The organism is Mesorhizobium sp. M0518, assembly GCF_040321125.1.
In the GTDB taxonomy this organism is placed as follows: Bacteria; Pseudomonadota; Alphaproteobacteria; order Rhizobiales; family Rhizobiaceae; genus Mesorhizobium.
Genome location: NZ_JAMYQY010000001.1, coordinates 13,172 through 27,795 on the forward strand (window position 1 = coordinate 13,172; position 14,624 = coordinate 27,795).

The following is a 14,624-nucleotide window of genomic DNA, read 5'->3' on the forward strand; positions in this document are numbered from 1 at the left end:
GGGCGCCGCTCCCAACATAGGCCACGGCGCGAATGCTGTCAGGCGGCGATGGTGATGATTGCGCCGGTCTTCAGGGCGGCCACCAGCGCTTGCGGGTCGACTTGCGACGCACAGATCTCGCCCGGCCTCTCGGCCTCGGTAGCGCCGTTGAACGAGATGACGACATGGCCCATTTCCAGCACCTTGCTCCACGCGCTGGAGCCGACCGCTGTGATAACAGCGACAACCGGGCCGAGGGTGATCGAAGCGCCCTTGGCGGGCGCTCCGTCACTTGGTCCCTGCTCCGCCTTGTGGAGCACCGAAACCTCGGCAAGCTCCGGCGGCGAGCCATCCGCAAACAGGATGACCACGCCCCCTTCGGCAAGGTCCGCCACTTCGGGGCCGATGGCAGTGACCCGTGTTCTCAACAGAACCGTCATATGGCGAACCTCATTTTCTCAACTTTCCCTAGAGCGGTGAACCGCTCTAACTCTTTGTTTTGACGCAATTTCCAAGGGAAAGCATTATGCGCTTTTCCCAGAGTTGCCTTAGAACACGATCAGGCTGACGACCCAGGCGATCAGCACCGAGACCGGCCCCATGATCTGGCGGCTGATGAGCACCGCCGGAACGCCGATTTCGATCGTCTTCGGCTTGGCCTCACCGAGCGCCAGGCCGACGGGGACGAAGTCGCAGCCCACCTGGGTATTGTAGGCAAACAGCGCCGGCAGTGCCATTGCCGGCGAAATCGTGCCGTTGGCGATCTGCGGGCCGATGATGGCGACGCCGATGACCTGCGCGATGACAGCGCCTGGCCCGAGAATGGGCGACAGGAACGGCAGGCCGCAGATCGCCGAGATGATCAGCAGGCCGACGATGTTGTTGGCCAGCGGACCCATCGGCTGCGCCAGCACATCGCCGATGCCGGTATACAGGATCAGACCGATGAGCATGGTCACGAAGGCCATGAACGGCAGCACGTTGCGGATGACCTGGTCGATGGTGCGGCGGCCGGCATTGAAGAAGATGCCGACGATACGTCCCATGACCCGGCCGATCGTGCTGATGAGGCCGATCAGCCCACCCTCGCTCGGCAGCGGCTGTGGTGCCGCGGCCGCATTGTTGCTTGAACTCATCGCTGCTGCTCCCCCTGCAGTCGTGACCGTTTCGGATCCGTCCGCCATTGTGATGTTGGCCGGCTTCACGCCCGAAACGTAGATGTCCTCGGTGATGAACTGGGCCAGCGGCCCCGATTGACCGACCGGCGTCAGATTGACGGTCGGGATGCGCTTGCGCGGATAGACGCCGCATCGTGCGGTGCCGCCGCAATCGACGACCACCACCGCCATCTCGCTTTCGATCGGCGGCGCCCTGAAGCCGTCGACGGCTTCGCCACCGGTCATGTCGGCAATAAGCTGTGCCACCGGGTGGATGCCACCACCGGTGACGGAAACAACCTTGCTGCGCTGTTCGGTCGGCTCGATCACGAGCGGGCCACCCCAACCGGTCTTGCCCCGGGAGATGCGTACGGCTTTATATGTCTTGGCCATGATGTCCTCCCCGCCCTTACAGCTCGACGCCCTGGCGGCGTGCCATGATGGCGGTGATGCGTTCGGTCAGCATGCCCTTGAGCAGGATGACGACGAGACCGACGATTGCGTACCAGATCGCCACCTTGACGTGGTAACCGGCAACGACGACGCCCTTCTTTTCCAGCTCCAGCAGCGCAACGAGAATGCCGCCCCAGACAAAATACTCGCCGGGATTGATGTGCGGGAACAGGCCGAGCGGCGGGTGCACATAGGACACGGCCGCGTCATAGAAGGCCGGCTTGTGCTTTTCTTCCAGGAACGATCCGAACGTATAGGCCATCGGATTGGTGAGGAAGAACACCGCCAGCAGCGGCAACAGCGTGTAGCGCGTCAGCGCGATCCGGCCGGCGCCGCGCGCCAGGCCATGCACGCGCTCTTCGCCGACCAGTTCGGTGACGGCGTAGAAGGCCGTCATCAGCACCACCAGCGTCGGGATGATGCCGGTGACGAAGCCGGCGAAGACCTCGCCGCCCTTCTGGAAGATGCCGATGAAGTACTTGCCGATGGCGGTCAGCCAGCCGAGCTGCTCTTCCTGCTGGACGTCCTTCAGCTTTTCCTTGAACTGATCGACGGTGATCGGTCCGCTGTCCGCTTGTGCGAGGACAACGAGATGGTCGGAGGCATGCTCGACTGCGAGCTTGCCATGCAATGCGGCATCCGAGACCATGGCACCTGCGACATGCAGATTGTGCACGGCCATGTCGGCATGCTGCGCCAACAACGAAAATACAGACATTTCTCCTCCTTATGCCACCCGCCGGTTGATCCCAGTCGGTGCGCGGCGTCCTCTATCCCTTTGATTTAGAGCCCGAAATCCTGCGGCCCTAAGCCCTTGCTATGTTCAAGCCGGACAGGCCCGGCTTCTTCCCCGGCTCCGACCGTGTCTTGTCGATCTGCTCGATCGCCCGTTTCACGGCCTCGGCCACACCGGGTTCCCCCTCCCCCATGATTGCAGGGTTGGACCGGAGTTTATCGAGGGGAACACCCTCGAATTCTTCATGTCTTTTGAATTTGGTGAAGACGGAACGGCCGCTCATCACCATCAGGCGGCGCACGACCAGATCAGGCGTCACCACGACGAGCGCGATGGTGCCCTTGGCCAACCGGCCGCGAAAATTGCCGGCTCCGACGAAGCCATCCTTGTACTGGTCGGTGACGCCCCTGAAGACATCCGAATAGTGCCGCATCTGCAGCCAGACGCCGAGCGACTGCAGCGCCCACACGATAACCAGCAGAAGCAGTCCCCACTGCCAAATCGCCATTCGGTTCTCCTCCCGAAGCCTCAGTTGAACCGCACCTTGGACCGGCGCGTGACAACAGCAAAGTGAGAACATTTGTTTCCGAGAATGTCAATATGTATGATATTGGCCTCGGCTGCGGTCATCTACAAGGGCGCTGACCGATTTCGGCCGTGGCGCTGTTGTGCTAGGCTGACCGGGAAACAGGATACGAGGAACATGGAGCTGCCCTTCAGGGACGAGCTGGCCTTGATGCCGGATCTTCGCCATCGGCTGCGGCAGCTGCGCTGGTTCCGCGCCACCTTTCGCGGCAGCGCCAAGGTGGTCTCGGACACGTTCGGCGTGCGCTTCGAGATCGACGAGGCCAAGCTCACCAGAGCCTTTCTCGACTGGGTCGAGATCATGGAAGCGCAGAAGCGCTTCGCCGCGATCGACCGCGCCGACTTCATCGTCTTTGCCGCCGGCCTCGTGCTGCGCGAGTTGATAAAACAGGCGCCGGCAAAAGAAATATCCGGCCTCACCCAACTGATCGAGACGGAAACGAACGCCGGCACGCTGGAAATCGTCCGCTTCTGGCCGGAGGGTTTCCTCTACACCAACTACTGCGTCTCGGTGATTTCGGCGATCCACGAGCAGGAATTCGGCACGGCACCCGGCATCGACAAATGCGCCGACGATTTGCGCACATGGTGGTCCTATCGCGAGAATGTGACCGAGATGCCGGCCTATGCGGTGGCTTTCCTCGACCGCTTTCTCGGCGCCGAACCGAACTGGATCACCCCAGATCGCGCGCAGTCCCGGCAAGCCATGCAACGGGCGCTCGGGTCTTCCCGTGCGAGCGATGCGTTGCGCCAGCTTTGAGCCCGCTCTTCGCGCCCCCAAAACGCACGCGCTATTGAACATTTGACTTTTTGCCGATAGCGATGTGCGAAAATTGACTCGAGAGGGAAACGCGTGGCGCGACCAAGGCCTATTATTTTCGATTGCGACGGCGTTCTTGTCGACAGCGAGCCGCTGGCCGCCCGCGCCTATGAGCGCGTCTACGAAAAGCACGGCATGCCCGGTGTCAACACCAGCATCATCGCCCAATGCGTCGGCATGAAGCAGTCCGATATCATCGCCAGGATCAAGGAATTGACCGGGCACCAATTTCCGGCGGCGGCGGACGGCGACATCTGGGCCGAGACCAAGGTGCTGTTCTCGCAGGAATTGAAGCCGACACCGGGAATCACTGCGTTTCTCGCGACGCTTGCGGGCGACCGCTGTGTCGCCTCGTCCTCCTCCGTCGAGCGCATAAACCACAGCCTTGCCGTGACCGGGCTGGCGCGTTTCTTCGGCGACGCGATCTACAGCTCCTCGATGGTCAAGAACGGCAAGCCCGCGCCGGACATCTTCCTCTTCGCGGCGGACAAGATCGGCGCCAATCCCGTTGACTGCATCGTCATCGAGGACTCGCCCTTCGGCATCCAGGGCGCTGTCGCCGCCGGCATGACGGCGATCGGCTACACCGGCGGCGGCCATACCTATGCCGAGCACGCCGCGCGGCTGACAGCTGCCGGTGCCGATTTCGTCTGCGCCGACTGGCAAGAAGTTAGCCGGCAATTGGCTAGGTTTGGTGTGCCGGCCTAGTTTAGGCGATACTTTGTGAATCCACGGCTGGCCCATTCGCCAGGCGGCACCAATGAGCCCACACGGAAGTTGAAGGACAGGACCTTGGTCGCATCGGCGTCGACTTCGCATCGGAAATTTAGGTTATACCAGGCGTTTCTGGTGCTGAAGGCGGCCTGCGGAGGATTGAGAACATTGCCTTTGTCCAGCGTGATGGTTGGCACCCATTTGACCGTATAGTCGGCAGTTTGCAATTCCCGGCTCAGAACGTTGCCGCAAAGGGTGGCCACGCGCTGACCGCGCGGCACATTCTCCATGGAGCTTGTAGCGAACGCATTGCCGGTTGCCCCTTGCGAGTAAAGCTTTCTGACGCCAGGAAGGCCGGAATAGATCGGTGATCCCGCAAGGGCGTTGTTGGTGGGATTTGACCTTCCAGCATTCCCGCTCGGCGCTTTGAAAGCTTTTGCGGGTTTGAACGTCATTGTCTTGGCAGGTTTGGCTTTGGGCTTTGCCTTTTCGGTCGAGGCTGGAGGCGCCGGCTTGTCACCGGTCTCAGCCGTCAATGGCTTTGGCGTCACGACGGCTTGCTTTTCGTCGGGTTGCGGTGCGGGTTCCTGTTTGTCCGGCTGCTGTTTGTCGGTGTCCTCGGTCGCCTGCTTCTCCTCGCTTTGCGCGGGCTTTTCGTCCGGCGCAACGGTGGCTGGCTTCTCGTCAGACTTGCTGGGCTCTGCCTTCTGCTGTGGCGTTGCAGCCGGGGCGGGCTGGGTCGGCGCGGGTGTCGGTGCTACAGGCGGCTTCGGCGCCTCATCCTTGGCCGGCGACGGCGTGTTGGGTTTAGCGCTGCTTCCGTCGAGCGATTTCTCCGGCCCGGTATCTTTCTGGCCGTACTGGAAAACGCGCTTCAAAACCTGGTCGTCTGGCGGTTTCGGCGGTTCCGGAGGCGGCTTTTGTTCAGGCGGCTTTTCAGCCTTCTTTTCAGGTGTCGGCTCCGGTGGCTTTGGAGCAGGTTTCGGCTTGGGCTTTTCGGGCGGGGGCACGATCGCGACATTGACGGGCTGTTCCTGCTGAGCCGGCTGCTGCTCGGGTCTCGGCAGGCCATAGACCAGAAACGCCGCGATGAGTGCATGCAGGATCAGCGATGCGGGCAAAGCCCACAGCAGATGCCGCCGCCGTTCTCCTGTTTCGCCCTTCATCCGCACCGATGTGGAATGAAATGGCGGCGGCTTCAAGCATAGGTAGTGGATTGGCTTGATTTAACCGCTGACAGGTTGGTGATCGGATGACGACGCGCAGACCCCAGGTCAGCCAGTTTGCCGCTGGCGCGGGATCCTGTCCAGAAACCGTTCGTCCAGCCGTGTCTCGCCAAACCAGTTCAGCCGGTTGATGCTGATAAAGCCGGCATCGATCGCCTCGTTTTCGTCACCCGGCTCACTTGCATGAGCGCGCCCGCGCGGCACGGTGATGACCGTGCGTTCGCCGTCGCTTTCCACGATCTCGGCCTTGCGGGCGATCTTGTCGCGGCCGATGCGCGGCTGCCGGATTTCGGCCGGCAGCAAGGTCGGCAGGTTGATGCTCAGCCAATGCCCCTCAGCGGCCCAGTCGGCGCGCGATTGCCACAATGAAGCGATCAGCGCGCCAAGCCATTGGTCGTCGCCATCGGTGAAATCAGGATTTTTCACGCGTGAGAAGCCGATGGCTGGAACGCCCCAAAACGTCGCCTCCCGCGCAATGCCGAGCGTGCCGGAATAGGCAAGGTCCTCGGCAACGTTGCGGCCATCGTTGACGCCCGACAGCACAAGGCCCGGTTTGTCGGAATCGGCGAACAGCCAGGTCATGGCGCTTACCACGCAATCGGCCGGGGTGCCGGAACAGGAGTACCAGTTCGGCTTGACGCGCCCCATGGTCAACGGCCTGGCAATCGTCAATGACGAGCCGGCAGCAGTGCGCTTGCCGTCGGGCGCGACCACCCAGACATCGTCGCTCAACCCGCCGGCCGCATTGACCAGACGGGCAAGCCCCGGCGCTTCGATGCCGTCGTCGTTGCAGATCAGAATTCTCATCGTTTTTTCGCCTCCGACACCACTATGCGCTGGCCGGTGCGGCATTGCGTGCGCAACGACGGGATGTGGGTTTGCAGATCGCCGAGAAGGTCCGGCGTGCAGGAATGACCGAGTGCTGCGGGACGCCCGGCCTTCTCCCAGATGTCGACATTGCCCGACAGCGTCGGATGGGTCGGCATGCGCACCCAGTCCGCCCGGCCGGCCTTGTGCAACAGATCGCCCGGCGAACCTGACGGCAGATGGCCGGTAAGCAGCACCGGAAAACCGGAATGGTCGGCACGCGGCAAGAGGCGCGACGACGGGCCGGCCTCACCCATACCGTCATCCGCCAGCAACGGCATTGGCGGCAGGGGATCGGCATCGGTCCAGTCGGCTGCGTCTTGCAGGCGGCGAAGCAAGAGTTCTGAGACACCTGGCAACAGGGATGCGGTGGCGCCGATCTGCGCTTCCAGCGACGAACGCATGCCGGCATGGATGGCGAACGGCCCCGGCAAGGCCGCGATCAGCTCCAGCGACCGACCCGAGAGCGGCGTCGGCAAAAGACACCCGCCCGAATGCGTCGCAACCCACTGCGATATTTCGAGCGCCCGCGCCGCCCCCGGCACCGGATCGGCGCCATAGGAAGCATCGAGGACAAGCAGGTCGCAGTGCGGGATCGCGTCCATGACGAAGACATTGCTGTCCGGCACCACATCGGCCGAATAGGCGACGCGGCTCTCGCCATCGTCCACGGCAAACCAGACGCCGCCCACCACATGCCCGGAGCGTCCCGTCCGGATCGTGAGATTTCCGCTCTTCAGCGTATCGCCGGGTTCGAACAATTCGATGCGGTCTTCGGGAAAAGGGAACCGTCTGAAATCCTCGGGCTCAGCATAGCCGGCGAGCGTGGCGGGCGCCTCATTGCGGGTCTCCGCCGTCATGAAGATCGGGCCGGCATAGCCGCGCGACAGCAGCCAGCTCAGCGCGCCGACATGATCCTCATGGGCATGCGAGACGAACAGCGCATCGATGTCGGCGGCCGACCCGTTCAGCGCCGGATAGTAGTCCGCCCCCGAGGCGCCGACCTTGATGCCGACGTCGAGCAGGATGCGATCCTTGCCGCTGCTGACAGCAAGACTGGTGCGGCCCTTTTCGCCAAAGCCGCCGAGTAGGTCGAGCATCATCACGATGCCGCCCCCACCGCCGGGATCAGCCAGCCGGACCTTATGCGCAGACGCGCCCGGGACCCGCTTTCCAGCATGACTGGGTCGGGCTGTTCGAAGTGCAAGGTGATGTCGGGACTGGTCGAAGGCGTGAATTCGATACGCGCCGAGCCACCCTGATAGATCACCCGCTTGACCAGGCCATCGAAGCCGGGGCCATCCGGCGAAACGTCGAGATCGGCTGACCGGCAGCAGATCTTGGCGCCAGCGCGCGGCCGCTCGCCTGGCCGGCAGCGGACAATCAGTTCAGTCCCGAGAACCCGGACCTTGCAGTGGCCCGCCTGCTCCGCGCTCAGCACGTCGGCGGGCAGCAAAATGCCTTGCGAAATGAAGGATGCGACCATTTCATTTGCCGGCTCATGATAGAGCTCGCGCGGCGTCGCCAGCTGGGCAAGGCGCCCGCCATCCATCACCGCGATGCGGTCGGCCAATGCCATCGCCTCGGCCTGATCATGGGTGATGTAGACGATAGTGGTGCCGGTGCGCTTGTGGAAGGATGCGAACTCGTCCTCCATCGATGCCCTCAGATGCACGTCGAGATTGGCGAGCGGCTCATCGAACAGCACTAGCGAGGGCGCGGCGACAAGGCAGCGCGCCAGCGCCACGCGCTGGCGCTGGCCGCCGGAAAGATTGGCCGGCCGACGCTCGCCCAGCCCTTGCAGATTGACAAGGGCCAGTGCGTCTTCAACCTTCCGGCGGGCGACGGCCTTGTCGAGCTTCGCCACCTTCAGCGAATAGCCGATGTTCTCGGCCACCGTCATATGCGGCCACAGCGCATAGTTCTGGAAGACGATGCCGACGCGCCGCTTTTCCGGCGCGACGCTGCCGCCCTTGCCCGACACGACCTCGCTGCCGATGCGGATTTCGCCCGACGTCACTTTCTCGAATCCGGCGACGAGCCTCAGCAACGTCGTCTTGCCGCAGCCGGAAGGGCCGAGCACTGCCAGGAACTCGCCGTCGGCGACGTCGATCGATACGTCCTTGACGGCATCGAAATTGGCGAAGCTCTTGGTCACATTGTCCAGGCTCAATCGCGCCATGGCAGCACTCCGGTCGGAAGGTAGGGGGCAAGCAGATTGGTCACCAGCATCAGCGCGAAAGTGACCGCCACGGTGATGACGGACATCGCCGCCGCATAGTTGGAATCGCCGCCCTGCTCGAAGGAGAACATCACCACGCCGATCGTTTCCGAGCCCGACGACCACAGCAGCGCCGAAACGGTGAGTTCGCTCAGTGCCGTCATGAAGATCAGCAGGCCGCCGGCGATCGCCGCCGGTGCCACCAGGGGAAAGATGATCGTGCGCATGCGGGTGAACAGCCCGGCGCCGGCCACTTGCGCAGCCTCCTCCAGCGCCCGGTCGATCTGGTGATAGCCGCTGATGGTCGGCCGCAGCGCCAGCACCAGGAAACGGGCGAGATAGGCGTAGAGGATGATCCAGACGGTGTTGTAGAGCTGGATGCCGGTCAACGGGATCGGCCGCAGGAACATGAGCAGCGAGGCGATCGCCAGCACCACGCCTGGCAAGGCATAGGGCAGCTCCACCGACAGATTGAGCAGCCGCACCCAGCGCTGCTTGCCCCACGCGATCAGATAGCCGATCGGCACTGCGACCAGAACCGCGAAGAAGGCCGCCGCGATCGACAGCCAGAAGCTGTTGAAGAAGGCGCGGCTGGCCGCGTCATGCTCGAACAGCACGAAGCGATAATTGTCGAGCGTTGCCGTCTTGGCGGTGAGCGCGATGCCGTAGCCCGGCACCAGCGATGTCAGAACCAGCCCGAACAGCGGCAGGAACAGCACCACGATGATCAGCAGCCACATGCCGGCCTGGACCGTAGGCCGCCAGCGACCGAGTTCATAGGGCTCGGCCGAAAGCGACGTGGAGCTGATGCGATAGTCCCGGCGGCGGCTCATGATCTCCTGGGCAAGGATGCCCGCCATGGCGATGATGCCGATCAGCACCGACAGGAACGCGGTTTCGCCGAGCACGGCAGCGCCGCCGCCGGCCAGCTTCTGATAGATCAGCGTCGGCAGCACGAGATAGTTGGCGGGAATGCCGAGAAAGGCCGGAATGCCGAAATTGCCGACGCAAGAGACGAAGGCAAGTGCGGCGGCGGCCATGATCGAGGGCGTCATCAACGGCAGCACGATGGTGACCAGCACGGTGAACCAGCCGGCACCGCCCGCCCGCGCCGCTTCGACCAGTTCGCGCGGCAGCTTGCGCAGGCCGGCGCGCACCAGCAGGAAGACCAGCGGGCCATACTGCACGCCGAGCAGCAGGATGATGCCCGAGGTGGAATAGAGCGGGTTCCTGGTCCCGAGCGGCGGTGCCGCCCCGAACAGCTTGAGGAACGGGCTTGCCGGGCCGAACAGCTGCAGCCAGGCAAGCGCCGTCACCTGCGGCGCGATCATCAGGGGCATGACGTAACAGAGCACCATGGCGCTGCGAGCGCGGATATCGGTCAGAGTGACGAGGACGGCCACCAGCGTTCCCGACAGCACCGCAAGCAGGGTGCCGCCGATACCGACGACCAGTGTGTGCCAGGTGGCGATCCAGGTCGCCGGACTGGCGAGCCCCACCTTTATCGCGACGGTCGACAGCGTGCCGCCGGGTGCCACGATTTCCTTGATCAGGCGCAGCATCGGCAGCAGCGAAAGCAGGACGATGACGATGGCCACCGCCGCCGTCAGGACCATTTCCTGGCCCCGGCTTTCCCTGATCCGTGTTGACATGATTGCTTTTCCTGGGATCGATCAGCCGATGCGCTCGGGTTTCGCAGTCGGCATGCCGCTAGGGGGCATGCCGACTGGATTGCCGGCTCAGCCGCCGAACAGTTCCGAGAACTTCGCCTTGTCGGCGTCGGTCTTGGCGACGATTGCCTTGGTGTCGAACGACATCACCTTGACCTTGACGCCTTCCGGCAGCCATTCGGGGCGGCCGACCGAGGCGCGCGCCGGCAGATAGCCCATCGAAAGCGCAAGCTTCTGGCCGTCATCGGAAAGAATGAAGTCGACGAACTTCTTGGCGCCGTCGACATTCCTGGCGGTCTTCATGATGGCGACCGGTTCGGTCACTGCCGGCCCACCTTCCGAGGGGAACACGAATTCGACCGGGGAACCCTTCTTCTTGGCGTTCATCGCCATGAAGTCGACGAGGATGCCATAGGGCTTCTCGCCCGATGCCACCGACTTCAGCACCGCACCGTTGCCGCGCACGCTGACGGTGTTGTTGGTCTTCAGCTTCTGGAAGAAATCCCAGCCATAGTTGGTATCGCCGACGAAGCCCGAAAGCAGGTAGGCGGCGGCACCCGAATAGAGCGGGCTCGGCATGACCAGGCCATCGGCATAGGCGGGCTTGGCAAGATCGGCCCAATGCTGCGGCTTCTCGGTCGCCGCGGTGTTGTAGACGATGCCGGTGGTGATCAGCTTGCTGCCGAAATAGGTCTTGTCGGCATCATAGGCATCCGCTTCGATGCCGTCGAGCTTTGCCTCGGGATAGGGCAGCAGCCGGTCGTCCTTCTTCAACAGCTCCATTGAGACCGCGTCAGCGATCAAAAGCACATCGGGCTGCGGGCTGCCGGCGGCAAACTCGGCCGCCATCTTGGTCAGGATGTCGCTCGTTCCGGAGCGATAGATATTCACATCGATACCCGGCTGCGCCTTCTTGAAGGCATCCACGGTCTTGGCCGCGTCGGCTTCCGGCTGGGACGTGTAGAGAGTCAGTGTTTCGGCGTTTGCCACGCCGGCAAACAAAGTTGCCGCGAGCGCCAGCTGGCTGGCCAGCAGCTTGATGAAGTGCGTCTTCAATGAGACCTCCTGTCTTTCTGTGCATGACCGGTCCGGCTCTGGCCGGCTCCCCGTCTCTTCCTCCCTGCACGGCGCATATGACTGGTGGATGACACAGCGCGTGAAACCCACAAAATATGTTCATATGTACGATGTCAATTACAAATGAACAAAACTGTGCGACAATCGACGCGCCTGCGATCGGCATCAATTGACATCCGGCCGGTGTTTCCTTGATGAGCACCGGGCAGGCCACGGCTCATGAGGGACAGGAACCGATGACCACGGAAAAACCCAGACAGGCTCGCCTACCGATGGTCTCGTCGGACCTTACCGTCAAGACGGCATGGCTCTACTATGTCGAAGGTTTCACCCAGGAACAGATCGCCGAAAAGCTCGATGTTTCCAGGGTGAAGGTCATGCGTACGCTGGCCTCCTGCACCGCCGAGGGCATTGTCGTCACCATGATCAACGCGCCGACCGCCGGGCAGGTGGCGCTCGAGCGGGAACTGGAAAAGCGGCGGGGTCTGGATGCCGCCGTCGTCATCCCGACACCTTCGGCGCATGACCATCTGGAGAAGGCCATCGGCCATGCCGTCGCGGCCTATCTCGGCGAGCAGATGCAGGACGGCATGACGCTGGCCATCGGTGGCGGCGCGACCCTGCATGCCAGCCTCGGCTTCCTTGCCCGCCGGCAATTGAAGCGTGCCTGCGTGGTGGCGCTTGTCGGCAGCCTGCCGCACTCGCAATGGATCAATCCATCCATCGTTGCTGCCAAGGTCGCAGACGTCTTCGAGGTCGACAGCTATCAGATCACCGCGCCGGTGACGGTCGACAATTCCTCGCTGCGCGATCTCCTCTGGGCGCAGCCGACCCTGCAGGATGTACGCCAACGCGCGGCCGCCGCCGACATCGCGCTGCTCACCGTCGGCGACATGTCGCCGGACGCCACCATCTTCCGGCACGGCATCGTGCCCTCATCGCTGATCGCTCCGCTGAAAGCGAAGGGCGCGGTCGCCAACATGCTGTGCTATTTTGTCGATGCCGCCGGCGGGCTGGTCGACCACGAGGTCAACAGCCGCGTCATGGCCATCGATCTCGATGTGGTCAGCAACGTGCCGAATGTGGTTCTCGCCGCGGGCGGCAAGCGCAAGGTCGCGGCGATCCTCGCCGCGCTGAAAGCCGTCGACACCAACGTGCTGATCACCGACAGCGATACCGCCACGGCGCTGCTTGCCAAGGGCGGCTGAGCCGGTTCGACTGGCCCCGGTGTTTCCCGCTACCCGTGTTTCCCGCTAAATGAGCCCGCGCTCGCGCAAAAAATCCTCGACACCGACATGGGTCATGGATTCGAATTCGGCGATCGCCTCGGCCACCCGCTTGCGCTGCGCCGCCAACAGCGTGAAAACCTGCTTCATCTCGCCGGAAACACCAAAACGGCTCCAGCGCTCGGCAATATGCGTGGGCAGGCCGATATCGGCGCAGAACGCGTCCAGGCTGTCATAGCCGAGGCTGGCGACAAGCTGCCTGGTCTCCTCCGCCGACATGCGCGGCTCGAAGGCGTGGTCGTGCAGGCGCTGCGCCACCAGCTTGATATCGGATGGCGACGCGCCCATGACCTTGCCGAACAGGGTTTTGACGTCAGATGGGTCGAATGCAGGCATATTTGGCCTCCCTGGATCGCAATCCAGATAGAACATGGGTCAAGGGTCGGCGCCTGACAAGTCGTTTCTGTTTTAAGCCGGCGCATCATTCGGCGCCGGCTTCTGCTTGGTGGATCAGACCAGCAGGCCCATCGGATTTTCAAGGAGGTTCTTGAAGGCGACCAGCAGTTCGGCACCCAGCGCGCCGTCGACGGCGCGATGGTCGGTCGACAGCGTCACCGACATCACGGTGGCTATTCTGATCTCGCCGTTCTTGACCACTGCCCGCTCCTCGCCGACACCAACGGCCAGGATGGTCGCATGCGGCGGGTTGATGACGGCGGCAAAGTCCTTGATGCCGAACATGCCGAGGTTGGACACCGCCGTGGTGCCGCCCTGATACTCTTCCGGCTTCAGCTTGCGGCTGCGCGCGCGGCTGGCCAGATCCTTCATCTCGTTGGAGATGGTGGACAGCGTCTTCTCATCGGCCTTGCGGATAATCGGCGTGATCAAGCCGCCCGGGATCGACACCGCGACGCCGACATCGGCATGCTTGTGCTTGACCATGGCGCTTTCGGTCCATGACACATTGGCATCCGGCACCGCCTTCAGCGCCATCGCCATCGCCTTGATGACCATGTCGTTGACCGACAGCTTGTAGGCCGGAGCGTCGCCCTTATCGGTCTTCTTCACCGGGGCAGCGGCGTTGATTTGCGTGCGCAGCGCCAACAGCGCATCAAGTTCGCAGTCGAGTGTCAGGTAGAAATGCGGGATGGTGGTCTTGGCCTCGACCAGGCGCCGCGCGATGGTCTTGCGCATATTGTCATGCGGGACGAGGTCGTAGGAGCCCTGTTCGAACAGCTTCAGCACCTGATCGTCCGACATCGCCTTCACCGCAGGCGCAGGAGCGCCAGCAGGAGCCTTGGCGGCAGGCGCCGCCTGGGCGCCTCCACCGGCAATCGCCGCATCGACATCCGCCTTCACCACCCGGCCATGCGGGCCGGTGCCGGCAATGCTGGCAAGGGCAAGACCCGCCTCGCGGGCCAGGCGTCGGGCAAGCGGTGTTGCACGGCCGGCGGATGGGGATTGGCCAATCTCCCCCCTTGTGGGGGAGATGCCAAGTGGCGGCAAAGAGGGCAGGGCAGAGGGGGGCGTGACAGAATGCGACGTTGGCTGGGCAGCGCCCCCCTCTGTCGGCTTCGCCGACATCTCCCCTACGGGTGGGGAGATTGGCGCTTTGTCCTGCTTTGTCGCAGCGACATCAGCCCCATAAGCCTCATCGTCAGCATAAATCCACGCGACGGCAGCGCCGACCGCAATATCGACACCTTCCTTGCCGCTGACATCGCGCAGGACGCCGCTGGCCGGCGCGTCGATCTCCATCGCCGCCTTGTCGGTCTCGATCTCGAACAGCACATCGCCCTTCTTGACGCGCGCGCCCTCCTCGGCGAACCAGCGCGAGATCTGTCCGGTCGCCATGTCCATGTCGACCTTGGGAAGAATGACTTCGGTCGGCAT

15 protein-coding genes are annotated in these 14,624 nt (G+C 63.2%); 3 read left to right on the top strand and 12 right to left on the bottom strand.

From position 1 onward, the window contains the following. Nucleotides 1-38: 38 nt before the first annotated feature. The 4 genes from NKI66_RS00060 to NKI66_RS00075 form a co-directional block, all read right to left on the bottom strand. Nucleotides 39-419: a PTS glucitol/sorbitol transporter subunit IIA gene (locus NKI66_RS00060; RefSeq protein ID WP_023811044.1), complete on the bottom strand. Its 381-nt coding sequence runs from the start codon at nucleotides 417-419 to the stop codon at nucleotides 39-41. A 108-nt stretch (nucleotides 420-527) separates the two neighbouring features. Next, a complete protein-coding gene (gene srlE, locus NKI66_RS00065) occupies nucleotides 528-1,529 on the bottom strand; it encodes a PTS glucitol/sorbitol transporter subunit IIB (protein ID WP_023811043.1) in 1,002 nt (333 codons plus the stop codon). A gap of 16 nt (nucleotides 1,530-1,545) precedes the next feature. Continuing rightward, nucleotides 1,546-2,307, bottom strand: a complete 762-nt coding sequence (gene srlA, locus NKI66_RS00070) for a PTS glucitol/sorbitol transporter subunit IIC (RefSeq protein WP_013529328.1) — start codon at nucleotides 2,305-2,307, stop codon at nucleotides 1,546-1,548. A gap of 88 nt (nucleotides 2,308-2,395) precedes the next feature. Then, complete coding sequence (locus NKI66_RS00075) at nucleotides 2,396-2,833, bottom strand: transcriptional regulator GutM (protein WP_023811041.1); 438 nt, start codon at nucleotides 2,831-2,833, stop codon at nucleotides 2,396-2,398. Between the two features lie 195 nt (nucleotides 2,834-3,028). Between NKI66_RS00075 and NKI66_RS00080 the strand changes: the two genes are divergently transcribed. Beyond that, nucleotides 3,029-3,670 carry a hypothetical protein gene (locus NKI66_RS00080; protein ID WP_023811040.1) on the top strand — a complete coding sequence of 214 codons (642 nt, stop codon included), beginning with the start codon at nucleotides 3,029-3,031 and terminating at the stop codon, nucleotides 3,668-3,670. 93 nt (nucleotides 3,671-3,763) lie between these two features. Next, nucleotides 3,764-4,438, top strand: coding sequence for an HAD family hydrolase (locus NKI66_RS00085; protein ID WP_023811039.1), 675 nt, complete (start codon nucleotides 3,764-3,766; stop codon nucleotides 4,436-4,438). Here NKI66_RS00085 and NKI66_RS00090 read toward each other — a convergent pair. The 6 genes from NKI66_RS00090 to NKI66_RS00115 form a co-directional block, all read right to left on the bottom strand. After that, entirely contained in the window at nucleotides 4,435-5,610 is a 1,176-nt protein-coding gene (locus tag NKI66_RS00090) for a DUF930 domain-containing protein (protein ID WP_023811038.1), read from the bottom strand. The two genes, NKI66_RS00085 and NKI66_RS00090, sit on opposite strands and share 4 nt — an antisense overlap. 108 nt (nucleotides 5,611-5,718) lie before the next feature. Further along, entirely contained in the window at nucleotides 5,719-6,477 is a 759-nt protein-coding gene (locus NKI66_RS00095; RefSeq protein WP_023811037.1) for a 5'/3'-nucleotidase SurE, read from the bottom strand. Further along, nucleotides 6,474-7,640, bottom strand: a complete 1,167-nt coding sequence (locus tag NKI66_RS00100) for an MBL fold metallo-hydrolase (protein ID WP_023811036.1) — start codon at nucleotides 7,638-7,640, stop codon at nucleotides 6,474-6,476. Before NKI66_RS00100 ends, NKI66_RS00095 begins: the two co-directional genes overlap by 4 nt. After that, on the bottom strand, nucleotides 7,640-8,719 hold the full coding sequence (locus tag NKI66_RS00105) for an ABC transporter ATP-binding protein (protein ID WP_023811035.1): 1,080 nt from the start codon (nucleotides 8,717-8,719) through the stop codon (nucleotides 7,640-7,642). Before NKI66_RS00105 ends, NKI66_RS00100 begins: the two co-directional genes overlap by 1 nt. Next, nucleotides 8,707-10,410: an ABC transporter permease gene (locus NKI66_RS00110; RefSeq protein WP_352750485.1), complete on the bottom strand. Its 1,704-nt coding sequence runs from the start codon at nucleotides 10,408-10,410 to the stop codon at nucleotides 8,707-8,709. Before NKI66_RS00110 ends, NKI66_RS00105 begins: the two co-directional genes overlap by 13 nt. A gap of 87 nt (nucleotides 10,411-10,497) precedes the next feature. Beyond that, nucleotides 10,498-11,484, bottom strand: coding sequence for an ABC transporter substrate-binding protein (locus tag NKI66_RS00115; protein WP_352750486.1), 987 nt, complete (start codon nucleotides 11,482-11,484; stop codon nucleotides 10,498-10,500). A gap of 257 nt (nucleotides 11,485-11,741) precedes the next feature. Between NKI66_RS00115 and NKI66_RS00120 the strand changes: the two genes are divergently transcribed. After that, nucleotides 11,742-12,713, top strand: a complete 972-nt coding sequence (locus NKI66_RS00120) for a sugar-binding transcriptional regulator (protein WP_352750488.1) — start codon at nucleotides 11,742-11,744, stop codon at nucleotides 12,711-12,713. Between the two features lie 45 nt (nucleotides 12,714-12,758). Here NKI66_RS00120 and NKI66_RS00125 read toward each other — a convergent pair whose 3' ends face one another. Both NKI66_RS00125 and NKI66_RS00130 read right to left on the bottom strand, forming a co-directional pair. Next, nucleotides 12,759-13,127 carry a hypothetical protein gene (locus NKI66_RS00125; protein WP_013529317.1) on the bottom strand — a complete coding sequence of 123 codons (369 nt, stop codon included), beginning with the start codon at nucleotides 13,125-13,127 and terminating at the stop codon, nucleotides 12,759-12,761. Between the two features lie 114 nt (nucleotides 13,128-13,241). Beyond that, the gene (locus tag NKI66_RS00130; protein ID WP_352750489.1) at nucleotides 13,242-14,624 is read right to left on the bottom strand and encodes a pyruvate dehydrogenase complex dihydrolipoamide acetyltransferase; all 1,383 of its coding nucleotides are present in this window, start codon (nucleotides 14,622-14,624) and stop codon (nucleotides 13,242-13,244) included.